This is a genomic window from Fictibacillus sp. b24, from assembly GCF_030348825.1.
GTDB lineage: Bacteria > Bacillota > Bacilli > Bacillales > Fictibacillaceae > Fictibacillus.
In genome coordinates, this window is the sequence record NZ_JAUCES010000005.1 from 2,202,536 (window position 1) to 2,226,856 (window position 24,321).

Consider the following 24,321-nt stretch of genomic DNA (forward strand, 5'->3'; position numbering starts at 1 on the left):
CTCTACTCACCTAATTTCAAGCCTTTTGCAATGCTTGCTCCTTTAAGATAATCACTTGCTAACATTCTCTTTTTTCCAGAGAGCTGCAAGTCTGTAATAATGATACTCGTCTTATTTCCTGTCGCAACCTGCAGACCCTTTTCTTGAACCCCGATTACGGTACCAGGCTCTGCATCAGAAGACGTTTCTTGCTTTTCGCCCCACCACACTTTTAAGGGTTGTCCATTTAAAAACGTGTAGGCAACAGGCCATGGATGAAGTCCGCGGATATGGTTATAAATTTGTTCACCTGTTAATGTCCAATCAATTTTTTCCTGCTCACGAGTAATATTCCAAGCAAATGATACTTCTTCATCAGCTTGCTTGATTGGTGTAAGCTTACCTCCTACAAGGAGAGGAATCGTTTCTGACAATAATTTAGCTCCAGCAGCGCTCAATTTATCGTGCATGGAACCAACATGATCCTTTTCTTCGATCGGAACTTCAACTTGGGTAAGTATATCACCTGCGTCTAATTTTTCAACCATATACATAATCGTGATACCTGTTTTGTCGTTTCCATCGATAATACTCTTATGAATCGGAGCACCACCACGATATTTTGGAAGCAATGACGCGTGGACATTGATACAGCCATGTTGAGGTGTTTCTAATATTGCTTTTGGCAGGATCTGTCCATATGCAGCTGTTACGATTAAATCAGGATTAAGAGCAATGATTTCTTCATAGTCTTCACGGAGTTTAATAGGCTGATACACAGAAATCCCATGTTTAAGCGCTTCTTCTTTAACAGGGGTTTGTTTAATCTCTTTTTTTCTCCCCACTGGCTTGTCTGGCTGAGTTACAACTCCAACCACATCATAGCCATCTTCAACTAGCTGACGAAGAACGGGTACGGAAAAGTCTGGTGTTCCCATAAATAAAACCTTCATGTCTTTATCCCTCCAATTCCTCATTCTCGTAATAGGCGATTACTTTAGAGGTGAATAATATGCCATGAAGATGATCGATTTCATGTAGAATCGCTCGAGCAAGAAAATCATTTGCTTTAATAGTAAATTCTTTTCCACTTTCATCTTGAGCCGTTACCGTAACCTCAAAAGGACGTTCAACATCACCAAAAAGTCCCGGGAAGCTCAAGCAGCCTTCAGGACCTGTTTGGCTGCCTGATGTTTTCTTAACAACAGGGTTGATTAGAACGATTTGTCCTTTTTCATCACCAACATCTACAACAGCTATTCTCTCTGCTATGCCAATTTGTGGTGCAGCAAGGCCAACACCTTCAGCATCATACATCGTATCAAACATATCTTGTACTAACTTCTTCAAATTTTTATCAAATCTATTAACGATCTTACATTCAGTTTCTAAAACTGGATCTGGATGTTCAACGATTTTACGAATTGTCATTATTATCTCCTTAACTGGCTACATAAGTGTTTGGGCGTTTAAATCCCCCGTTATTTGCAGATCTTTCATATCTTTGTCTTTTTGAAAATGAGCAATAATTTCTTCAAACCAAATTCTAAGCTCCGGCTCATTTTTGTATTTTATCATGACCTGGTAGCGATATCTATCCTTCACTCGTGCGATAGGCGATGTTACAGGACCTAATAGCAAGCTCTCAGGCGATAACCGTTTTGATAGAAAACTCGCAGCTTTTTCACTTGCTTCGACGACTTGCATCAAATCCAGATGGCTGAACGTCAATAACCCTAAATAATAAAACGGAGGGTATTGGTGAAGCTTTCTCGTTTGCATCTCATGATTATAAAAGGTTTGATAATCATGCTTTGATGCAAGCTGAATGCTGTAATGCTGTATATCATACCCCTGCACGATTACTTTACCTTCTAGTTCATGTCTGCCTGCACGTCCACTAACTTGTGTGAGAAGCTGAAACGTTTTTTCAGAAGCTCTGAAATCGGGCAGGTGCAGCATCGTGTCAGCAGCAAGTACACCTACAAGTGTTACCTTTGGAAAATCGAGTCCTTTTGCAATCATCTGCGTACCAAGAAGAATATCAGCTTCACCATTTTCAAAAGCTGTTAACAGCTTTTCGTGGCTTCCTTTTTTTGAAGTTGTATCCACATCCATCCGTATGACACGAGCTTCAGGAAGTACTTTAGCGAGCTCTTCTTCTACTTTTTGCGTTCCTGTTCCGAAGAATCGGATATGCTCTGAAGTACAAGATGGACAAGCAGACGGTATACTCTCTTTATAGCCGCAATAGTGACATTTTAATTCACCGAATCTTTTATGATAGGTTAATGAAATATCACAGTGCGGACATTGTGCTACATACCCGCAATCTCTGCAGAGTATGAAAGAGGCATATCCTCTTCGATTAAGAAACAATACAGATTGTTCACCTTTTTCTATTCCGTTCTTTAGCTTGTCCATTAATGGAAGTGAAAACATGGAACGATTTCCATTCTTCAGCTCTTCCCTCATATCAACGATTGTCACTTCAGGCATCGGATTAGAATGTACACGATTGGCCAGTTCAGCTAACTGATAACGGCCCTTTTGAGCTCTTGCATAGGTCTCTAGCGCTGGTGTCGCACTTCCAAGTACAATCGGACATGAGTAAAACTTCCCTCTCCAAATCGCTACGTCTCGTGCATGATAGCGGGGATGATCCTCTTGTTTATAGCTTGTTTCATGTTCTTCATCTATGATTACAATGCCCAGATTTTGAAAGGGTGCAAATATAGCAGAACGTGCTCCCACAACGACAGAAACTTCTTTTCGCAGAATTTTACGCCATTCATCATATTTCTCACCAATGGATAATCCGCTGTGCAGCACAGCGACAGCACTTCCGAATCGTCCTTTAAAACGGTTTACCATCTGTGGTGTCAGTGAGATCTCTGGTACAAGTACGATCGCTTCTTTCCCTTTATCGAGAACAGACTGAATGGACTGTAAATAGACCTCAGTCTTTCCGCTTCCGGTAACACCATGCAGAAGCACGGTTTCGTGTTCGTTTTTTTCGATAGAATCAAGTATGGGCTTTATCGCATTTTCTTGGTTTTCCGTAAGAGTAAGAGGCTCAGTTCGTTTCATGGTTCGCCCTTGGAACGGATCTCTATAAACCTCTTTTTCTTCTATAGAAATAATTCCTTTTTTCAAAAGAGTTTGGGCAGTTGAAAGAGAAGCACCTGTTTCTGCTAAGATTTCTTGGAGAGGATACTCTCCAGGTGGTCTGTTGAGCAGTTCTGAAAGTAACGCTTTTTGCTTTTCCGCTTTCTTTTGATTTTGTTCCAATGTTTCTTCTGCTGATGATTTGTCAGCAATTACAACGAACTTTACTTTCTTTTTATTTGCTTTGTTCTTAACTTTATAAACAACATCAAGTACTCCCTCTTTTGCGAGAGTCTGCAGCGTTTGCAATAAATCCGGATTCTCTTTTGTTACATCACTTACATTGATTTCATTGTTTGCTGAAAGAAGTGGTGCAATTGTGTCTGGCAACTTTTCCGGTTGTAACACTTGAAAGCTCTTCTCATATGTTGCTTTCATCGCTGCAGGCAGCATAGCTTGATAAGCCGTAATATAAAAGCTTAGCGTATTCTCAGCAAGCCACCTGCCAAGCTCTATAAGTTCAGTAGTTAGAACAGGAAGCGGATCAAGAATTTCAGAAATGTTTTTCATTCCTTTTACTGATGATGACGATTTCAACTCCAGAATGAATCCTTGAAGTTTTCTTGGTCCAAACGGAACGATAACCCTCATTCCGGGCTCTGCCCAAGTCTCCCATTCAGGAGGAACCTTGTAGTCAAAGGTTTTATTCACACTTCCAGATGGAACGTCTACCACAACAGCGGCTATCATCGATTCATCAATTCCATCACTTCTTCAAAAATTTCTCTTGCCGCTTTTTCTTTAGAAAGGATCGGAAGAGTTTTCATCGAACCATCCTTTTTAATCATCATAATTTCATTCGTGTCACTGCCAAAGCCTGATCCTTCTTTTGAAACATCATTTCCAACAACCATATCCAAGTTCTTTCTTGTGAGCTTGTCTTTTGCATAGTTTTCAAGATTTTCTGTTTCTGCTGCAAAACCGATCAATACTTGATGTTCTTTCCTCTCGCCTAACGCTTGTAAAATATCGTCCGTTTTTTTCAGTTCAATCGTCCACGTATCGTTCTTTTTCTTAAATTTATTGTTATGAACAATAGTCGGCGTATAATCAGCGACTGCTGCACATTTGATTACTATATCTTGTTCGCTGAAACGCGAAAGCACTGCGTCAAACATCTCTCTTGCTGAAGTTACCTTTTCAACTGCGATACCATCAGGAATGGAAAGCGATGTAGGTCCAGTTACGAGCGTAACGTCAGCACCCAAATCTTTAGCTACAGCCGCGATTGCGTAGCCCATCTTACCAGACGAATGATTTGTAAAATAACGAACGGGATCGAGTTCCTCTCTCGTTGGTCCAGCCGTTACAAGCACTTTCTTTCCTTTTAAAGGTGCTGTATGCTCTACTTTCTTTTCATGAAAATAAGTATGAACGGATTGAATTAATTCTTCTGGTTCTGCAAGTCTCCCTTTACCGATCCACCCGCACGCAAGAAGTCCTTCGTTCGGTTCGATGAAACGCCAGCCAAATGTGGAGAGCGTCTCCATGTTTCTCATTACAGCTGGATGATTAAACATGTTCACATTCATGGCAGGTGCGATCAGCACATCTGCTTTTGTTGCGAGCAGAGTGGTGGTAAGCATATCATCAGCGATGCCGTTTGCCAGTTTTCCAATAACATTTGCCGTCGCAGGAGCAATCATGACAAGATCAGCCCAATCTGCAAGATCAATATGGCTTACAACGGCAGGTTCTTTCTCTTCAAACGTATCTGTATAAACTTCTTGCCGTGTCAGCGTTTGAAAGGTAAGTGGTGTAATGAATTTTTGAGCAGATTGAGTCAAGATTACTTTTACTTCATATCCGCTTTGATATAATCTGCTTGCAACAGTAGCTGCCTTGTATGCAGCAATTCCGCCTGATACGGCAAGCAATATTTTTTTCTTTTCCATAATAAACCCCTTCCGCCGCTCTTATCTTATACATTCCACATCTATTTTACAGCATTACTATGTAATTAAAAAATTTAATGAAACATGTTCTAAACAAAAAAATAACAACCTTTTGTCAAGGTTGTATATTTTTTCGCTGTTCTATTAATCTTCAGGTGTTTCTCCAACTTTTGTTAATATGCCAGACTGAATTTCCTCAAGAGCTTTTCCAACAAACTTGTGTGATACTGGCTTTGTGATCTGCTGATTGTCATACTGCTGGATTTCTCTAGCACGCTTAGAACTAAGTGTTACTAGGGAATATTTTGAATCTATTTTTTCCATAAGAGAGTCGATGGATGGATATAGCATTATTGGTCATCTCCTAAAATTTTTTCGTATTTTGGACGAACTCTGTCCACTCGGCAATGTTCAGTAGTAATGATCGCTTTAATTCGATTACAAGCTGAGTCAATCTCATCATTCACAACGGAATAATCATAGTGTCTCATGAGTTCAATTTCTTCTTTGGCAACAGACATACGATTGTTGATCAAATCTTCTGTTTCTGTGCCGCGACCAACAATACGACTTCTTAATTCATCCAGACTTGGAGGTGTTAAAAAGATAAACACTCCTTCTGGAAAAATGTTTTTAACTTGAAGTGCACCTTGAACTTCAATCTCTAAAATAACATCTTTGCCTTCATCAAGCGTTTGGTTCACATATTCAATCGGTGTCCCATAATAGTTGCCAACATATTCTGCCCACTCGAGCAGCTCTTTATTTTCGATCATATTTAGGAACTCTTCTTTTGATTTAAAGAAGTATTCTACCCCATGCCGTTCGCCTTCACGCGGCTTTCTCGTCGTGGCTGAAACGGAGTATTGAATGTCCAGCTTTTGTTCTCGCAGCGCTTTACATACAGTTCCTTTTCCAACACCAGACGGACCGGAAAGTACAAACAGAATGCCTCTTTCTTTTTCCATAAAAACCTCCACAACCTAACTTTCTTCTGAGCCCTCATCAACTGACATCAGTCTGTGAGCTACAGTTTCTGGCTGTACAGCTGACAAGATGACATGATCACTGTCAGTCACTACAACCGCTCTCGTTCTGCGGCCATATGTAGCATCAATCAGCATGTTCTTTTCTCGCGCAACCGTGATTAATCGTTTGATCGGTGCAGATTCAGGACTGACTACCGCAATAATCCGGTGAGCAGCAACAATATTTCCGTACCCAATATTAATTAATTTCATCTCTAAACGCCCCTAACCTGCTACTATTCTAGCCAAATGGAATAACGGGTCATACGCTAGTAGTACGATATTGTGAAAAACTGTACACATGTTCTTATATTTTAGCACATAAATCCTGAAATCTAAACAAATTTCCCTTTTTTTAAGGAAATAACGTGAAAACTTGAATTCTGAACCCTGTAGCTTGAAAAAATGTTTGTAGATTCGTTGAACCTTGAGAATCGCTCATAAAAGTCTGGAATCGCTCATAAAAGTCTGGAATCGCTCATAAAAGTCTGGAATCGCTCATAAAAGTCTGGAATCGCTCATAAAAGTCTGGAATCGCTCATAAAAGTCTGGAATCGCTCATAAAAGTCTGGAATCGCTCATAAAAGTCTGGAATCGCTCATAAAAGTCTGGAATCGCTCATAAAAGTCTGGAATCGCTCATAAAAGTCTGGAATCGCTCATAAAAGTCTGGAATCGCTCATAAAAGTCTGGAATCGCTCATAAAAGTCTGGAATCGCTCATAAAAGTCTGGAATCGCTCATAAAAGTCTGGAATCGCTCATAAAAGTCTGGAATCGCTCATAAAAGTCTGGAATCGCTCATAAAAGTCTGGAATCGCTCATAAAAGTCTGGAATCGCTCATAAAAGTCTGGAATCGCTCATAAAAGTCTGGAATCGCTCATAAAAGTCTGGAATCGCTCATAAAAGTCTGGAATCGCTCATAAAAGTCTGGAATCGCTCGTCCAGCGTGCTTGCCAGCCGCTGGACGAGCACCGATGTTGCCAAATTTAGCATAAAACAAACGAAGCTGGCTCCCGTTCACGAGAGCCAGCTTATATTTTATCGTGCTTCTCTTTTAAACAACTGAAAACCTGCCAATGCAAATGTTGGAATGGACGCCATGCCCATGACGAGCAGCCATTGTCTCACAGAAAGCGGGACAGTATGGAATATGTCTTGCAATGGCTCTACATACATAACAACAAGCAGTAAAAGAATGGATGAAATGACCGCTAGTACCAGATATCCGTTTTGGAACGGATTTCTATGGAAAACGGAACGTTCACTTCGGCAATCGAATACGTGTATCAATTGCGCCATAACTAACGTGGCAAATGCGACGGACTGTGCGACGATTAGTTGATCTGGATTTTCTTTTAACGTCACCCAAAACGCTAAAATGGTGGCAGCCCCTATTAAAAATCCACGAGAAACGATTTTCCAGCCAAGCCCTCTTGAGAAGACTCCTTCTTTTGCTTGTCTTGGCTTTCTTCTCATAACATCTTCTTCAGCCTGATCGACACCGAGGGCCATGGCAGGTAATCCGTCTGTTACTAAGTTTACCCATAGAATTTGGATTGGCACTAATGGCAATGGCAATCCCATAATCATCGCAAACAGCATGACTAGAATTTCGCCGACATTGGATGCAAGAAGATAACGAATAAACTTTCTGATGTTTTCATAGATATTTCTTCCTTCTTCTATCGCAGAGCGAATCGTAGCAAAGTTGTCGTCTCCGAGAACGAGGGAGGATGCTTCTTTGGCAACATCTGTTCCTGTTACTCCCATCGCAATACCGATATTAGCTGACTTTATCGCTGGAGCGTCATTTACCCCATCACCTGTCATCGCTACAACATGACCTTTACGCTGCAGAGACTTTACAATTTTCAACTTATGTTCAGGGGATACCCTTGCGTATACATAAACATCTTCAGAAACTTTATCGAGCTCTTCATCACTTAATTGGGCGAGTTCCGCACCTTCCATAACTCTTCCGCCGTCCGGCAGCATGTTTAATTTTTTTGCTATACTTGCAGCTGTAACAACGTGGTCACCTGTTATCATAACCGTTTTGATTCCAGCAGTCTGACAATCTCTTATACTCTCTTCAACCTCAGGGCGCGGTGGGTCCATCATACCTTGCAGCCCAATAAAAGTAAGGTTTCTTTCTGCAAAAGAGGCTTGCGAATAATACTCTCCCTCTTTTAACGGCCGAATCGCAACGGCAATCGTCCGGAGGGCCTGACTTCCAAGAGCGTAGATCGCTTCTTTAATTCTTTCTTTATGTGCTTGTTTCATTAATTGCTTTTTGTCGTCCCACACAATGTAATCACTTTTTTCAAGTAAAACATCTGGTGCTCCCTTTACAACGAGCATCTGATTTCCATCTGTATCTTGAACAACGACACTCATCATTTTACGTGTAGAATCAAAAGGAAACTCATGCTGATGCGTAAATTGTTCACTCAAAGACTCTTTAGTAATGCCTGCTTTATGCGCACTAACAAGTAAGGCCGTCTCAGTTGGATCACCGATTTCCAGCAGTGAACCTTTCTTTCCTTCTTCAATGGAAGCATTATTACATAGTGCCGCATATGCCAAAACCTCTGTCAGTTTATCTTCGCGTTTATTACTTTCTTGGATATTCGCTCCAACAACTTCAAAACCTTCTTCACCGACAGTCCATTGTGTGCCTTGAGACCAAACACGCGTTACAGTCATTTTATTTTGCGTAAGCGTACCCGTTTTATCAGAACAGATAACAGTTGCACAGCCTAAAGTTTCTACAGAAGGAAGCTTGCGGACAATGGCGCGCTTCCGAATCATCTTTTGTACTCCAAGTGCGAGTGCAATTGTAACGATTGCCGGGAGTCCTTCAGGAATAGCCGCAACAGCAAGTGATACCCCAGCTAAAATCATGCTATACAGATCATGTCCTTGCATCACACCCGCTAGTACAACAAGTACGGTTAAAAGTAGAGCAAGTGCGATTAAGATTTTACCAAGTTGTTCAAGCTTCATTTGAAGAGGTGTTGCAATGTTTTCCGCAGTTTGAATCAAATGTGCGATCTTGCCCATTTCTGTTTTCATACCCGTTGCAACAACGATACCTTGTCCTGTTCCTCTCGTGACCATTGTTCCCATAAACGCCATATTCTCTTGATCACCGAGGTTCAGGTCATCAGCAGAAATAAGATTGTTATGCTTTTGGGCAGGCACGGATTCCCCAGTAAGTGCGGACTCCTCGATTTGCAAACCTGACGTTTTTAATAATCGAATATCGGCTCCTACTCTATCACCGCTTCTTACTTTGATTACATCTCCTGTGACGACATCTTTAGCGGCGATTGACACCCATTTACCTTCTCTTAAAACTTGTGCAGTCGGTGCAGAGAGTTCTTTTAGGGAAGCCAGTGACTTTTCAGCTTTTCTTTCTTGAATAAACCCTAGAATTCCGTTCATTACAACGATCAAGATGATGGCAATCGCGTCTAAATATTCTCCTAAAAAACCAGAAAGCAACGTGGCAGCCAGTAATACTAAAACCATGAAATCCTTGAATTGTGCGAGAAACATTAAAATGGCAGACTGCTTCTTACCTTCTTCTAACTGATTCGGTCCATCTAGCTTTAACCGTCGTTCTTGCTCGCTTTTTGTGAGCCCTTCTTCCATCCTGCTGTTCAGTATGGATTCAATTTCGTCTTGCGGCAGCTGGTACCAATTCATAGCTTCCACCTCTAATAAGATTAGTTAATAGCATTTATATGCAGGCATGTCCGCAAAAATGCTATACTATGAATCAGAAATAAGAGGTGAACCAAATCATGAGTTTTGATGGAATAATGACACGTGCAATAACTACAGAATTACAGAACACACTTACGTCAGGCAGAATTTCAAAAGTATATCAGCCACATAAGACAGATCTTGTTTTTACTATCCGTGCGAACGGAAAGAACCATAAGCTATTATTATCTGCCAACCCCTCTTTTGCGAGAGTGCATCTGACAGAGCACACATATGAAAATCCGGATACTCCACCCATGTTCTGTATGCTGCTCAGAAAGCATTTAGAAGGAGCTTTTATTGAAAAAATTGAACAGCTTGATTTGGAGAGAATTATTACGATCACTGTAAAAAACCGTGATGAGATCGGGGACGAAACAACAAAGGTCCTATACGTTGAAGTCATGGGCAGACATAGCAACATTATCTTAGTTGACGAAAAATCAGGAAAGATTGTAGATAGCATAAAACATATTCCGAGCTTTCAAAATCGTCACAGAACCATTCTTCCAGGTTTTCAGTACGTGATGCCTCCTGCACAGGAAAAGACAGATCCTTTTGCCATTACAAATAAAGATGAATTAATATCAAGGATTTCTTGGAACGAAGGAAAATTAGATAAACAGTTTGTAGCGAGATTCAGTGGGTTCTCTCCCTTGATCGCAAAAGAAATCGTTTACCGAGCTGGTCTATCCGTTAAAGAGGAAGTTGCGGACGCGTTCTTTGAAGTAATGAAGCAGCTATCCCAGCAAAACTACGAACCTCAAATGATAACAAATGAAAAGAAAGAATACTTTTCTGTCATTCCTTTAAGTCATGTTACAGGTGAGATTCGCCTTTTTGATACGGTAAGCAAAATGCTCGATCGCTTTTTCTATGGCAAAGCTGACAGAGATCGCATTAAACAGCAGGCAAATGATCTCGAAAAATACTTGTCCAACGAGTATGACAAGATCACAAAAAAGATCGGCAAGCTAGAAAAAGAACTTCAGCAAACGGTCAACGCAGAAGAGTATCAAAGAAAAGGTGAACTGCTTACTGCGTATATGTATTTAGCGAAAAAAGGCGATAAAGAAATAGAAGTTGAGGATTATTTCTCAGAGGACCAGCCATTGGTTAAGATTACTCTCGATCCGCTTAAAACACCTGCAGATAATGCGCAAAGCTACTTCAAAAAATATGCAAAGCTGAAGAAGTCTGTTTCAATCATCAAAGATCAAATCGAAAAGTCAAAGAATGAATTGCTTTACTTTGAAAGACTGATTGTTCAGATGGATTCTGCATCCATGAAAGATGTTGAAGAAATTCGAGAAGAGCTCGGTGAAGGCGGTTATTTAAAACACCGGCAAAGTAAAAATAAGAAAAAACAAAACAAGACGCCTCAGCCAGAGAAATTTGTTTCAACTGATGGAACCGAAATCTTAGTTGGAAAGAACAATAAACAAAATGATTATCTCACGTTCAAACTGTCACGTGCGAATGAAACATGGCTTCATACAAAAGACATTCCAGGCTCACATGTGCTGATCCGTTCATCATCTCCAAGTGACTCAGCATTACAAGAAGCTGCAATATTAGCAGGATTTTTCAGCAAAGCTAAGAATTCCAGCTCAGTACCCGTTGACTATACGCTAGTCAAGCATGTAAAAAAACCAAACGGAGCAAAGCCTGGGTTTGTTATTTATGATAATCAGCAAACGCTTTATGTGACACCAGATGAAGATCTTGTTTTTCGTTTAAAGAATTAGGTTTTATCTAACGGAGAGTGGCATGTAAAAGAATTTGGATTTTTCATCATTGAAAAGTTGATTGAAGTGAAAGGTGGGAGACTCCTCGAAAATGAAAAGCACATTTTCTTCGTGCGATGCGACGCTGCCGAAGCCTTCCTTGTCCTGCGGGAAAAGCGGTCAGGTGAGACCCTTAAGGGCGCAAAGCGGCAAGGGGCTCACCGCCTGCCCCGCGGAAAGCGAGCACCTGGAACGGAAATCAACTACCCTAAAGGACTACAAAAATGACTAACAAAAAAGCAGAACAGCATGATTTAGCTGTTCTGCTCTTTTTTTGCTGTGGTAATCAGTGCAAGCCCGCCTAATACTTCTTTATGTTTGATCTCCGTAAAACGAAGGTTTTGAAGCAATGCTGTCATCTCATCCTCCGTGTAACGGTGTCTTCTCGTACTTACATTAGACCATTTTAATAAAGCCGTTCTTTCAAAGCCCGAGATTCCCTGTTCCTTTCCGTAAGAAGCAGCAGTCTCCTGACTCATCTTTTCACTTGGATTAAGCATAGCGATCATACCATCTTGCTTAAGTATACGATTCACTTCCCGTATCCCATTAGCTGGGTCTGGCAATAAAAACATGACACAGGTGGATAACGCTAAATCAAATGTCTCATCTTTGAATGGCAGATCTTCTGCATCTGCTACTACAAATTCACTTTTACCACTTAATTCATGGTAAAAGAATTGCTGAATACTCGCCTTCACCATTTCAGATGACAAATCGACACCAACTAATTTTTTCGCGTCCTCTGCCCCTCGCAGCAAAAGCCTGCCTGTTCCACACCCTACATCTAAAACTTCTTTTTCAACCCATGACCCTGTTGTTTCTTTTAGCGTGTCGTGTATTTCTTTCAGCCATGTTGTACGTGCCATTGCATCAAAAAAAGAAACAAGTTCGTCAAATTCCTCACCGTTCATTTTTCTCAAAATCGTAGTCTCCTTAGAATACTATTTGGAAAAAGAGGCTGCTCCCCAATGTTCTGGGTCTTGTTGCCATTCTTTTAATAAAGAAAGCCCCTGTGCACTAATCTTACCGCTTTCTTGTGCTTCCTCTATTAATGTACTAAAGTTTGTAACCGTTTGAAAAGGAATATCTAGTTCACCAAGTGCGTCATCTGCTTTTTTCAATCCGTAGCTAAAGATCGCTACAACACCTAACACTTCAATCCCCGCTTCACGAAGTGCAAGTACAGATTGGATAGAGCTTTTTCCTGTAGAAATCAAATCTTCAACAACAACCGCTTTTCTGCTTTTTTCTGTTAATCCTTCGATTTGTTTCGCTTTTCCGTGAGCTTTTGCGCTTGAGCGTACATAGCACATCGGCAGGTTCACTTGTTCAGCTACAAACGCAGCATGCGGGATACCCGCTGTTGCGGTTCCTGCGATTAAATCCACTTCTGGATAGTGATTTTGAATTAACGCAGCAAGCTCTTCAGCAACTTGTTTTCGGATTTCTGGATACGCGATGATGAGACGGTTGTCGCAATAAATAGGAGACTTTAACCCTGAAGACCACGTATACGGTTTTTCTGGTGATAATGTTACGGCTTCGATATTAAGCAAGTGTCGGGAAACTGTTGTTTTCATAGCTTTCTCTCCATTCATTGAAAATTTCTTCATAAGTACTCACTGGTTCTTCAGCTCCTGTAATGCTTCGGCCGACAACCATATAATCCGATTTCTTTATAGCTGCTTCCCCTGGTGTTGCTACTCTCGCCTGGTCATGCGTCTCGGATCCAGAAAGTCTGATACCAGGAGTTACTGTAAGGAAGTCTTCTCCGCATACGTTCTTGATAGAAGCAGCTTCTTGCACCGAACACACGACACCATCCAGACCTGCATGCTTCGCAAGTTTCGCATAGTGTGACACGCAGTCGTTCAGATCGATATCCTTGATCAATAATTCTTCTTTCAGCACTTTTTCTGTTGTGCTCGTCAGTTGAGTGACAGCGATCAATTTCGTATGATGAGCACCTGCTGCAAGAAGACCTTCCTTAGCGGCTTTCATCATCGCTACTCCTCCCGCAGCATGCACATTAACCATATCAATATTCAGTCCACCGAGAACTTTCATTGCTTTATGAACAGTCGTAGGAATATCATGAAGCTTTAAATCTAGGAAAACGCGAAAGTTTTGTTCTTTAAGCCACCTGACAAAGGAAGCACCTTCTGCATAAAAAAGTTCCATACCGACTTTTACATAAGGAGACTGACCATCAAAATTTGCTAAAAACACCTTTGCTTTTTTGGCATTTTCAAAGTCTAGCGCGATGATAACGGGGTTTTCCATTGCTTAAAACTCCTTCCTGTCATTTCGCTTATATGTTCAACACCAATCTCATCCAGTAATGATGGAAGCTTTTCGATAATTTCTGGACACACATACGGGTTCACGAAGTTTGCGGTTCCTACCGCTACAGCAGAAGCTCCCGCTGACATCATTTCCAGTACATCTTCAGCAGTACTCACACCGCCCATGCCGATGATCGGAAGTGAAACTTTTTGACTAACTTCATAAATCATACGTATCGCTACAGGTTTGATGGCTGGACCAGATAATCCACCTGTTTTGTTCGCCAAGATAGGATTTCCCGTTCTCCAGTCCAGTTTCATGCCGACAAGTGTATTGATCATTGAAAGGCCGTCTGCACCTGCGTCCTCCACTGCTTGAGCCATCTCTACGATGTTTGATACATTCGGTGAAAGTTTTACGTACACAGGTTTTTGTGATGCGTTTTTTACTTTTCGTGTTAGATCTGCAGCTGACTTATAATGTGTTCCAAACTGAATGCCGCCTTCTTTTACATTCGGGCAGGAAATGTTTAACTCAACCGCTGATACAAGAGGTGAAGAAGAAATTTGTCTGGTTACTTCGATATATTCTTCTTCTGTTGATCCTGCAATATTAGCTAAGATCGGTATGTTGTATGGTTTTAGCGCAGGAAGTTCATTTTCAATGATGTTTGCAACTCCTGGATTTTGTAGCCCAATGGCGTTTAGCATGCCACTTTCAGTTTCGGCTACTCGGGGTGTCGGGTTTCCGAAACGCCCCTCAAGCGTAGCTGCTTTAATCGTAATACCGCCAAGAAGGCTTAAGTCATACCATTTTGAATATTCTTTTCCAAATCCAAAACAACCTGATGCAGGCAGAATGGGGTTCTTCATATTTAATCCTGGCAATGAAACACTTAGCCGACTCATAAAACAACCTCCCCCATCTTGAATACTGGTCCGTCGCTGCAAATTTTTACATAACCTGATTTCCTTGTTTCGGTCGGACATACACATGCAAAACACGCTCCGATGCCACAGCCCATCCTTTCTTCTAAAGAAAGATAACCGTCTAAACTACCCGCTCTATCTTCCACAGCTTTTAGCATTACTGCTGGGCCAACAGAATAAATAACTGGTTCCTCTTCCATGCATCTTTCCATCGCATCTGTAACAAATCCTTTTATACCAAGAGAACCATCTACCGTCGTTACAATCGTTTCACCGATTTCTTTAAACTTATCTACATAAAAGCTATCTTTAAAAGATTGATAACCTAAGATGAAGGTAACTTCAACTCCAACATTTTTAAGCTGTTTTCCAAGGTAGTAAAGCGGCGGTACACCAATTCCTCCACCTATTAGGAGTGCACTTCTTTTTCCATCAACTTCATCCATATCAAATCCGTTTCCAAGCGGACCAAGAACATCCACTACTTCACCGGTTTGTTTTTCACTAAGCTGTTTCGTGCCATCGCCTTGCGCTCGATATAACAAAGTTACTTCTTCTCTCTCAAAATCTACATCACAGATGGATAGAGGACGGCGCAGTAGTTTAGAAGTATGATTTCCAACACTGACATGGAGAAACTGACCAGGTGCAGTCATACTTCCTACACCAGGGCCAGTCAATTTCATTTCAAATATGTTTCGTGCAATCTCCGTATTCGACGTAACCTTTAACAAGTGTTTCATCATACGAGCACCTTTTCTTTTTTAGTGAAAGAAGATAGGGCATGGCTTGAGAACGAAATGGATTCTAGTACTTCTAAAAGAGCGACAGAAGTATCCAGGTTTGTCAGACACACTACTCCATTTTCGGCACATTCTCTTCGGATTCTAAAACCGTCTCTAGCTGGCAGCTTTCCTTTAGTCAATGTGTTTACAACAAATTGTGCTTCACCTTTTCGGATCACTTCAAGCAGGTTTCTTCCTTCAGAACCAATCTTTCCAACTACATCAACTGGAATGCCTTCTTTTTCGATAATGCTTGCTGTTCCTTCTGTTGCCATGATCGAGTAGCCGATCTCGTAGAATCTCTTCACCATATGAAGTGCTTCTTCTTTATCTTTATCCGCGACAGTAAAGAGTACTGTTCCATATGCAGGAATCTTCATGCCAGAGGCGATAAGACCTTTGTAAAGAGCTTTTTGAAGATTCTTATCTCTTCCCATTACTTCCCCAGTTGACTTCATCTCAGGTCCTAAATACGTATCTACGCGGCGAAGTTTAGCGAAGGAGAACACTGGTACTTTTACCGAAACCTCATCCGCTTCCTTCTGGTAGCCCGTTTCATAGCCTTGACGTTCTAAGCTCTCTCCTAAAATAACTTTGGTAGCTACGTTTGCCATCGGAACCCCCGTTATCTTGCTAAGGAACGGCACTGTTCGGCTTGAGCGCGGATTCACTTCAAGCACATATACTTCCTCTTTGTGCCATACGAACTGGATGTTTAACAATCCGATGATTTTTAATCCTTTTGCGATTGAGATGGTTCTGTCGATAATCTTTTGTTTGATACTTTCAGGCAATGTTTGCGGAGGATAAACCGCGATTGAGTCACCTGAGTGAACACCCGCGCGTTCAATATGCTCCATCATTCCTGGGATGAACACATCTTTTCCGTCTGAAATCGCATCTACTTCAATCTCTTTACCTTCAAGGTATCTGTCAACCAATACAGGATGATCAGGATTTACTCTCGCTGCGTTCTCCATGTATTGAAGAAGTTCGCTTTCTTGGTACACGATTTCCATCGCTCTTCCACCTAACACATAAGATGGACGAACAAGAACAGGATAACCGATTGAATTTGCGATCGTTACAGCGTCCGTTACAGAGAATGCTGTTTTTCCTGCTGGCTGCGGGATGTTAAGCTGCTGCATCACTTTTTCAAAACGCTCTCTGTCTTCAGCTAAATCCATGCTGTCAAGGGATGTTCCAAGAATCTTAATTCCTCTTCTTTCAAGCTCTTCAGAAAGATTGATGGCTGTCTGTCCTCCAAACTGAACGATGACTCCTTCTGGCTTTTCATGTTCAATGACATGCATAACGTCTTCTACCGTCAGTGGTTCAAAATAAAGCTTGTCTGACATACTGAAGTCAGTTGAAACCGTTTCTGGGTTATTGTTTATAATGATTGCTTCATATCCTGCTTCTTGAATCGCCCAAACCGTGTGAACTGTAGCGTAATCAAATTCAATTCCCTGTCCGATTCTGATTGGTCCCGATCCAAGTACGACAACACTCTTTTTATCCGTAATAATGGATTCATCTTCTTCACCGTATGTTCCGTAGTAGTAAGGTGTTGCCGATTCGAACTCAGCTGCACACGTATCGACCATCTTGAACACAGGTTTGATTCTTTCGTTCAGTCTGAATTGATAAAGCTCGTATTCATCCATCTCCCAAGCTTCTGCAATCCATCGGTCGCTGAATCCTTTTTCTTTTGCTTTCTTTAAGATAACAGCATCCTTTTTACGCTCTTTCACACGCTTTTCTAATAAGATGATTCCGTAAAGTTTTTCTAAGAAGAACAGATCAATCTTCGTCCATTCATGAATTTCTTCTACTGAAATACCCATTCTAAAAGCTTCTGCGATATAGAAAAGTCTTTCATCATCTGCTCGCAGGATCTTTTCTTCAACTTCTGATCTAGTTAGATTTTTTTCTTTTACATCTAGATGGAAAGCAGATATTTCAAGCGACCGCACAGCTTTTAAAAGAGATTCTTCAAAGTTGCGTCCGATTGCCATAACTTCTCCAGTTGCTTTCATCTGTGTACCAAGTTTACGGTTCGCACCTTCAAACTTGTCAAATGGCCATCTAGGAATCTTTGAAACAATATAGTCAAGTGCAGGTTCAAAACAAGCATATGTTGTACCTGTTACTGGATTTTTAACCTCATCAAGTGTGTAGCCCACTGCAATCTTTGCTGCTAATTTTGCGATCGGGTATCCTGTCGCTTTTGAAGCTAGTGCAGATGAACGGCTTACACGCGGATTTACTTCAATCACATAATATTGTGCGCTTTCTGGGTCTAAGGCGAGCTGTACGTTACAGCCTCCTTCAATTTTTAAGGCTCTTATAATTTTTAATGATGCGTTTCGTAAAAGCTGATAATCTCTATCTGTTAATGTCTGACTCGGTGCTACTACGATTGAATCACCTGTATGGATACCGACTGGATCAATGTTTTCCATATTACATACGACGATCGCCGTGTCGTTTTTATCTCTCATTACTTCATATTCGATTTCCTTGAATCCAGCGATGCTTTTCTCGATCAATACTTGTCCAACCGGACTTGCATGCAGACCAGATGGCGTAATTTCTAAAAACTCTTCTTCGTTTGTTACAATACCGCCACCTGTTCCTCCGAGCGTAAAGGCAGGACGAATGATTACAGGGTAACCATTTTCTTCAACAAATGCTCTTGCTTCTTCCATGTTGTGAACGATTGCACTCTCAGGTACTGGCTCGTTCAGCTCTCTCATTAAATTTCTGAACAAGTCACGGTCTTCCGCTTGTTGAATCGAGGGAAGCTTTGTTCCTAATAGCTCTACGTTGTATTCCTCGAGAATCCCTGAATTAAAAAGCTCTACTGCCATGTTAAGACCTGTTTGTCCTCCAAGTGTGGCCAGAAGGCCATCGGGCCGCTCTTGACGGATGATTCGAGAAACAAACTCGAGTGTTAGGGGTTCGATGTAAACCTTATCGGCCATATTGGGATCTGTCATGATTGTTGCTGGGTTTGAGTTAACTAGAACAACTTCATATCCTTCTTCTTTTAAAGCTTGGCAAGCTTGTGTACCTGCATAATCAAATTCAGCAGCTTGTCCAATTACGATTGGTCCAGAACCTATTACTAGAATTTTTCGGATATCTTGACGTTTAGGCATATTGCATCAAACCTTCTTTCTTAGTTGTTTTTATCATGTTCATGAAATCATCAAAAATCGGATTTGAATCTTGTGGTCCTGGTGATGCCTCTGGGTGATATTGGATGGAAAAGGCCGGCTTTTCTTTATGTTTCAAGCCTTCTACTGTTCCATCGTTTACTGCTTGATGTGTAAGTACTAAATCTGTATTTAATAACGAACTTTCGTTTACCGCGTATCCGTGATTTTGAGAAGTTAGTGCTATTTTTCCAGTTGCAAGATCTTTGACTGGGTGGTTAGATCCTCTGTGTCCGAATTTCAGCTTTTCTGTATCAGCGCCCGAAGCAAGAGCTAGAAGTTGATGCCCCAAGCAGATTCCTAGAATCGGAACGTTGTTCTTTAAAAGCTCTTGAATCATTGTAATGCCTGAGTGTACATCTTTTGGATCTCCAGGGCCGTTGCTGAGTAAAACACCGTCAGGCTGCAGGCGGATTATATCAGCCGCCGTTGTGTTGTAAGGTACAACGATTACATCACATAAACGTCTTGAAAGTTCTCTCAGCATTCCGCTTTTCACACCAAAGTCTACAACTACAACTCGATATCCGCTGTTTGGCAAGTGGTAAGGAGATTTTGTAGATACTTTTTTCACTTGATCAGTTGTTAATCCTGTTCTGTTCAATTCGTTAATAATCTCTTCAGCATTTTCAATGGAATTCGTCATTTTCCCTTTTAATGTACCAAACTGACGGATCTTTCTCGTTAACTTACGTGTATCAATTCCATACAGTCCAGGAATATCCTTAGCCGTCAGCCAGCTGCTTAATGACTGCATCCCTTCATGGTGATTTGGGAACTCAGCATGTTCGTTTACGATGATTCCGCTTGTAGCCGGATGAATAGACTCATAATCAGAACGGTTGATTCCATAGTTGCCCACTAGCGGATACGTAAAGCAGATGATTTGATCACAATAAGAAGGATCTGTCATGACTTCCTGATATCCTGTCATACTTGTCGTAAATACTACTTCCCCGCTTGATTCACGCTGTGAACCAAATGCCAATCCGTTAAAAATTGTTCCATCCTCTAAAATTAAGTAGCGTTTCATACTAAGCTCTCCTCTCTGTGATAAACAAGCTTTCCATCAAAAATTGTTGCAACCGGCCATCCTTTGCAGATCCAGCCGTCAAACGGTGTATTCTTCCCTTTTGATACGAACTCACCAGCGTTGATCGCTTCTTCTTTTTCTAAATCTAAAATTGTTATATCAGCAAGTGCGCCTTCTTTAAGTGATCCATAAGGTAGGTCAAAACTTTCTGCCGGTTTTTTCGTCATGTTATCAACTAGCTCCTGCAGCGTGAATAATTTCTTCTTTACGACAAGCTCTGTGTAAAGAAGAGGAAAAGCTGTTTCAAGACCTACAATTCCAAAAGGTGCAAGTTCAACATTCTGGCTTTTCTCTTCAGCACTATGCGGCGCGTGATCTGTTGCGATAAAGTCTAGTGTGCCTTCTTTTAATCCTTGGATTAACGCTTCTCGATCAGCTTCACTTCTTAGCGGCGGATTCATCTTATAATGTGTATCGTTAGCCTTTATATCTTTGTCACTCAAGATTAAGTGATGCGGTGTAACTTCTGCTGTCACTTTTATTCCAGCGCGTTTTGCATCCTTTAATACGCGTACAGATTCTTGAGTACTCACGTGGCAAACATGGTATCTTGCCTCTGCCGCTTCAGCGAGCAGTACATCACGTGCGATGTGAACAGATTCACTGACTGAAGGAATTCCCGGCAAATCTTCTTTTTTAGCAAACTCACCTTCATGAAATGCTCCTCCTTTAGGAAGAAGTGTATTGTCTTCACAATGTGCCACAATTACTGCTCCTAGCCGGCTCGCCTCTTTCATCGCTTTCAGCATCATTCCAGCTGACTGTACGCCTACTCCATCATCCGTAAAAGCAAATGCCCCACCTTTTAAAAGTGTTTCAAAATCTGTTAATTCACTGCCGATTTGTCTTGTTGTGATCGAAGCGTAAGGCAATACTCTGCAGCTCGCTGTCTGCTTAATTTTTTGCTGAACAAGTTCTAAAGTCTCAGCACTGTCTGGTACAGGGCGTGTGTTCGGCATTGCAGCAAGAGTTGTATAGCCGCCTTTAACAGCTGCTTTCGTTCCAGATGCAATCGTCTCTTTATGCTCACCGCCAGGCTCTCTTAAGTGAACATGAAGATCTACAAATCCTGGAGTAACAAGTTTCCCCTCTGCTTCAAGCACTTGGTGTTCCTCAACAGGGATGTCTTTTTCAATTTTTTTAATCATGTTATTTTCGATTAAAATATCCGTATGAATAAAGTTATTGCTTCCATCTAAAACGTTAGCGTTTTTTAATAAGTAACCCATGATCTACCGCCTCCTGATTTGTTGTTAAAGCCCATTTCAAAACAGCCATCCGGATAAAAACCCCGTTTTGTACTTGTTGAAAGATTCTCGAGCGTTCACACTCTACAAGCTCATCTGCAATTTCAATCCCTCTATTAACCGGGGCAGGGTGCATGATTATACTGTGAGACTTCATCTTCTTTTCACGTTCCAGCGTTAGACCATATTGTTGATGATACTCTTCTTTTGTTAGCAGCATGGAACTGCTATGTCTTTCATGCTGTATTCTGAGCATCATTAAAGCATCTGCTGCTTCTACTGCTTCATCCATCGGAATAAAGTCTTCTTTCCACTCATCAACAAACCATTCTTCAGGACCTGAGAACATGACTTTCGCACCCATTTTTCGAAGTACCTCTGCGTTTGAGCGTGCAACCCTGCTGTGCAGGATGTCACCTACAATAACGACTGTTAATCCTTGCAAAACGATAAATTCTTGTTGAATCGTTAGTAGATCTAAAAGAGATTGAGTTGGATGATTTCCGCAGCCATCACCTGCGTTGATAATAGGAACATTTATTTTTTCAGCTAAGCCATCGAAATAGCGGTTTTCTGGATGTCTGATAACAAATGCTTCAACTCCTATTTCCTCTAGCGTTCTTAACGTGTCGTAGAGTGTTTCTCCTTTTTGAACGGAAGAACCGTTTACTTCCACGTTTAAAGGTTTCATGCCAAGTCTGTGTTCTGCAGCTTCAAAGCTGAACCTTGTTCTTGTACTTGGCTCAAAAAATAAATTCGCGATCATCTTATCGTTGAAGATTTTATCTTGCTTTCCGCTTTTAAATTCTTCTGCTTTGTTTAAAATGTATTGAATGTCTTCAATAGACAGCTCGTTCATTGACAGCAAATGATTCATTCTAAACTCTCCTTTTGACATAAAAATAGCACCCTGAAAGTTTTTTCAGGGTGCTCTTAACAGAAGAAGAAAACCGTTCCTCTTAAGTCGTCACCCTTTTAAGTCTCTCGTACTTATTTAAAAGGTGTATTATGCAGCTGTGTCGTTACCATCTGTTTTAAACATTTTGTTCATTAGATCTTCTTCGTTTTCTCTCCCTGGCAGCACCAAGTTTAGAACAATTCCGATCAGTGTTGCTAAAGCCATTCCAGCAATCTCAAAGTTTGCATTGATCTTAAGAGCTGCTCCGCCAATTCCGGTTACTAAGATTACAGATGAGATAATCAAGTTTCTTTTGTTTCCAAAGTCTATATTGTTATCTACAAGCATTCTTAATCCTGATGAAGCGATGATTCCGAACAAGAGAATGGAAACTCCACCCATTACCGCTGTTGGAATTGTGCTGATCATTGCTGTAACTTTCCCAGAGAATCCGAACAGGATCGCTGTCACAGCAGCTCCTCCTATTACGAAAACCGAGTAAACTCGAGTTATTGCTAACACTCCGATGTTTTCACCATAAGTTGTTACAGGCGGCCCGCCGATTAAAGAACCGATAACCACTCCCATTCCATCGCCTAAAATCGAGCGATGAAGGCCTGGTTTTTCAATAAAGTTTCGGCCAACTACTTTAGATAGAACGAGCTGATGTCCGATGTGTTCTGCAATGGTTACCGCAGCAACCGGCATCATGATCATAGCAATACTCCATGAGAAGTCGGGAGTGTAGTTTACAAAAGGTACGAAGAAGTCTGGTGCTTGAATCCATTTTGCTTCTGCCACTTTCGTAAAATCTACAATACCTCTGAAGTAAGCAAAGCTAAAACCTGCGATAATTCCGATTAAGATTGGTATAATCCCTAAGATTCCTCTAAAGAAAATCGAGCATATGATTGTAATTCCAAGTGTAAAAAGTGCTACCGTAAAGTGATTTAAGCTATACTTCTGTGTTTCAGGGTCGTTCATCGCCATTCCTACTGCTACATTTGCCAGCCCTAATCCGATTACGATAATGACAGGACCAACGACAACCGGCGGCAGCACTCTCATCAGCCATTTAAAGCCAAACCCTTTTATTAAAAGTGCGACTACCCCATATACTAGTCCCGCTAGAAAACTTCCTAGCATTGCTGCTTCAGGTCCGCCAAAAGCTTTAACCGTCAAGATCGGTGTGATAAAAGCAAAGCTTGATCCAAGGTAGGCGGGAATCTGGCCTTTTGTTACCAAAAGGTATGCAATTGTTGCAAGTCCGCTTGATACGAGTGCCACTCCAGGATGCAGTCCAACTAAGAACGGTACCAATACCGTTGCGCCGAACATTGCAAATAAGTGCTGTAAGCTTAGTGTCAGCCATTGAACCGGTGACGGTTTTTCATTTACATCTAATATTGCTTTTGTGTTGTTTTCCATTTAGAAATACCTCCTGTTTTTAAGACGCTCTTTTCTGCAATAAAAAACCTCTTCTGCTTTTTAGCAAAAGAGGCCGCGGAGGCACATGTGCACACTAGGAACCTTGTGAGCACATGATTTATACCTCCCTTGCCAGCCTCTCTGGACTGAATTTAAAGGGAATTTATTTGTTTGTTGAGATCGATACTTCATCAAAGCCATCAACTTCTATTAAAGAAGCTGATATAATTTCTTCGCTTGATGTTGGAACATTTTTTCCTACATAATCAGCTCGTATCGGCAATTCTCTATGACCTCTGTCGATAAGGACTGCAAGCTGTATATTCGAGGCTCGTCCAAGATCCATGATGGCATCCATACCAGCTCTAACTGTTCTTCCTGTATATAGAACATCATCCACCAAGATAATCTTTTTGTCAGAAACTTCGACCGGAATGTCAGTTCCTTTCACTTCAGGTTCAGAATCATCCGTTTTGATCTTAAGATCGTCTCTGTATAATGTGATATCAATTACACCTACTGATACGGCGTTTCCTTCGATCTGTTCGATACGCTCAGCAAGGCGTTTTGCAAGAAATTCACCTCGGGTCTTTATGCCAGCTAATACGATGTCTTTGACTCCTTTATTCCGCTCAATGATCTCATGCGCGATTCGAGTCAATGCTCTTCTGATTGCTTGGTCATCCATTAATACTGTCTTTGACATAACATACCCTCCTTTTAAAACTCGGTGCCTTTAACCGTTATCTTTCAAAAAAAATCCTCCCGTCACGCATGACGAGAGGATAGAGTAATCCCTGTT

At 41.2% G+C, this 24,321-nt stretch carries 22 protein-coding genes; 2 read left to right on the forward strand and 20 right to left on the reverse strand.

What is annotated here, in order from left to right; translation table 11 throughout:
- Positions 1 to 2: 2 nt before the first annotated feature.
- The 9 genes from fmt to QUF49_RS11370 all read right to left on the reverse strand — a co-directional run bounded on the left by fmt (position 3) and on the right by QUF49_RS11370 (position 9,782).
- Entirely contained in the window at positions 3 to 932 is a 930-nt protein-coding gene (gene fmt, locus QUF49_RS11330) for a methionyl-tRNA formyltransferase (protein ID WP_289495744.1), read from the reverse strand.
- 4 nt (positions 933 to 936) lie between these two features.
- Complete coding sequence (gene def, locus QUF49_RS11335; protein WP_289495745.1) at positions 937 to 1,410, reverse strand: peptide deformylase; 474 nt, start codon at positions 1,408 to 1,410, stop codon at positions 937 to 939.
- 18 nt (positions 1,411 to 1,428) lie between these two features.
- Positions 1,429 to 3,837, reverse strand: coding sequence for a primosomal protein N' (gene priA, locus QUF49_RS11340; protein WP_289495746.1), 2,409 nt, complete (start codon positions 3,835 to 3,837; stop codon positions 1,429 to 1,431).
- Positions 3,834 to 5,045 carry a bifunctional phosphopantothenoylcysteine decarboxylase/phosphopantothenate--cysteine ligase CoaBC gene (gene coaBC / locus QUF49_RS11345; protein WP_289497634.1) on the reverse strand — a complete coding sequence of 404 codons (1,212 nt, stop codon included), beginning with the start codon at positions 5,043 to 5,045 and terminating at the stop codon, positions 3,834 to 3,836. The genes priA and coaBC overlap by 4 nt, the downstream gene beginning before the upstream one ends.
- A gap of 141 nt (positions 5,046 to 5,186) precedes the next feature.
- On the reverse strand, positions 5,187 to 5,393 hold the full coding sequence (gene rpoZ, locus QUF49_RS11350; RefSeq protein ID WP_289495747.1) for a DNA-directed RNA polymerase subunit omega: 207 nt from the start codon (positions 5,391 to 5,393) through the stop codon (positions 5,187 to 5,189).
- The gene (gmk, locus tag QUF49_RS11355; protein WP_289495748.1) at positions 5,393 to 6,010 is read right to left on the reverse strand and encodes a guanylate kinase; all 618 of its coding nucleotides are present in this window, start codon (positions 6,008 to 6,010) and stop codon (positions 5,393 to 5,395) included. Before gmk ends, rpoZ begins: the two co-directional genes overlap by 1 nt.
- Before the next feature lie 15 nt (positions 6,011 to 6,025).
- Positions 6,026 to 6,283: an extracellular matrix/biofilm regulator RemA gene (remA, locus tag QUF49_RS11360; RefSeq protein WP_066240628.1), complete on the reverse strand. Its 258-nt coding sequence runs from the start codon at positions 6,281 to 6,283 to the stop codon at positions 6,026 to 6,028.
- A gap of 665 nt (positions 6,284 to 6,948) precedes the next feature.
- Positions 6,949 to 7,071 carry a hypothetical protein gene (locus QUF49_RS11365; protein ID WP_289495749.1) on the reverse strand — a complete coding sequence of 41 codons (123 nt, stop codon included), beginning with the start codon at positions 7,069 to 7,071 and terminating at the stop codon, positions 6,949 to 6,951.
- A 38-nt stretch (positions 7,072 to 7,109) separates the two neighbouring features.
- Entirely contained in the window at positions 7,110 to 9,782 is a 2,673-nt protein-coding gene (locus tag QUF49_RS11370; RefSeq protein WP_289495750.1) for a calcium-translocating P-type ATPase, SERCA-type, read from the reverse strand.
- Positions 9,783 to 9,880: 98 nt separating this feature from the next.
- Here QUF49_RS11370 and QUF49_RS11375 point away from each other — a divergent pair, with 98 nt between their 5' ends.
- Together QUF49_RS11375 and QUF49_RS11380 are read left to right on the forward strand one after the other, a co-directional pair.
- Positions 9,881 to 11,590: an Rqc2 family fibronectin-binding protein gene (locus QUF49_RS11375; RefSeq protein WP_289495751.1), complete on the forward strand. Its 1,710-nt coding sequence runs from the start codon at positions 9,881 to 9,883 to the stop codon at positions 11,588 to 11,590.
- Between the two features lie 57 nt (positions 11,591 to 11,647).
- The gene (locus QUF49_RS11380; RefSeq protein WP_289495752.1) at positions 11,648 to 11,857 is read left to right on the forward strand and encodes a hypothetical protein; all 210 of its coding nucleotides are present in this window, start codon (positions 11,648 to 11,650) and stop codon (positions 11,855 to 11,857) included.
- 26 nt (positions 11,858 to 11,883) lie between these two features.
- Here the strand turns inward: QUF49_RS11380 and QUF49_RS11385 are convergent, their stop codons facing one another.
- The 11 genes from QUF49_RS11385 to pyrR all read right to left on the reverse strand — a co-directional run bounded on the left by QUF49_RS11385 (position 11,884) and on the right by pyrR (position 24,225).
- Positions 11,884 to 12,543, reverse strand: a complete 660-nt coding sequence (locus QUF49_RS11385) for a class I SAM-dependent methyltransferase (RefSeq protein WP_289497635.1) — start codon at positions 12,541 to 12,543, stop codon at positions 11,884 to 11,886.
- Between the two features lie 30 nt (positions 12,544 to 12,573).
- The gene (gene pyrE / locus QUF49_RS11390) at positions 12,574 to 13,212 is read right to left on the reverse strand and encodes an orotate phosphoribosyltransferase (RefSeq protein ID WP_289495753.1); all 639 of its coding nucleotides are present in this window, start codon (positions 13,210 to 13,212) and stop codon (positions 12,574 to 12,576) included.
- Complete coding sequence (gene pyrF, locus QUF49_RS11395) at positions 13,181 to 13,915, reverse strand: orotidine-5'-phosphate decarboxylase (protein ID WP_289495754.1); 735 nt, start codon at positions 13,913 to 13,915, stop codon at positions 13,181 to 13,183. Before pyrF ends, pyrE begins: the two co-directional genes overlap by 32 nt.
- Positions 13,888 to 14,826, reverse strand: a complete 939-nt coding sequence (locus QUF49_RS11400; RefSeq protein WP_289495755.1) for a dihydroorotate dehydrogenase — start codon at positions 14,824 to 14,826, stop codon at positions 13,888 to 13,890. Before QUF49_RS11400 ends, pyrF begins: the two co-directional genes overlap by 28 nt.
- Entirely contained in the window at positions 14,823 to 15,593 is a 771-nt protein-coding gene (locus QUF49_RS11405; protein WP_289495756.1) for a dihydroorotate dehydrogenase electron transfer subunit, read from the reverse strand. Before QUF49_RS11405 ends, QUF49_RS11400 begins: the two co-directional genes overlap by 4 nt.
- Positions 15,590 to 18,796, reverse strand: a complete 3,207-nt coding sequence (gene carB, locus QUF49_RS11410) for a carbamoyl-phosphate synthase large subunit (protein ID WP_289495757.1) — start codon at positions 18,794 to 18,796, stop codon at positions 15,590 to 15,592. The genes QUF49_RS11405 and carB overlap by 4 nt, the downstream gene beginning before the upstream one ends.
- Positions 18,789 to 19,886, reverse strand: coding sequence for a carbamoyl phosphate synthase small subunit (locus tag QUF49_RS11415; RefSeq protein WP_289495758.1), 1,098 nt, complete (start codon positions 19,884 to 19,886; stop codon positions 18,789 to 18,791). The genes carB and QUF49_RS11415 overlap by 8 nt, the downstream gene beginning before the upstream one ends.
- On the reverse strand, positions 19,883 to 21,175 hold the full coding sequence (locus QUF49_RS11420) for a dihydroorotase (RefSeq protein WP_289495759.1): 1,293 nt from the start codon (positions 21,173 to 21,175) through the stop codon (positions 19,883 to 19,885). Before QUF49_RS11420 ends, QUF49_RS11415 begins: the two co-directional genes overlap by 4 nt.
- Complete coding sequence (locus QUF49_RS11425) at positions 21,150 to 22,070, reverse strand: aspartate carbamoyltransferase catalytic subunit (protein WP_289495760.1); 921 nt, start codon at positions 22,068 to 22,070, stop codon at positions 21,150 to 21,152. The genes QUF49_RS11420 and QUF49_RS11425 overlap by 26 nt, the downstream gene beginning before the upstream one ends.
- A 129-nt stretch (positions 22,071 to 22,199) precedes the next feature.
- Positions 22,200 to 23,519, reverse strand: a complete 1,320-nt coding sequence (locus QUF49_RS11430) for a solute carrier family 23 protein (protein ID WP_289495761.1) — start codon at positions 23,517 to 23,519, stop codon at positions 22,200 to 22,202.
- A gap of 163 nt (positions 23,520 to 23,682) precedes the next feature.
- Positions 23,683 to 24,225 carry a bifunctional pyr operon transcriptional regulator/uracil phosphoribosyltransferase PyrR gene (gene pyrR, locus QUF49_RS11435; protein ID WP_066240591.1) on the reverse strand — a complete coding sequence of 181 codons (543 nt, stop codon included), beginning with the start codon at positions 24,223 to 24,225 and terminating at the stop codon, positions 23,683 to 23,685.
- Positions 24,226 to 24,321 lie beyond the last annotated feature (96 nt).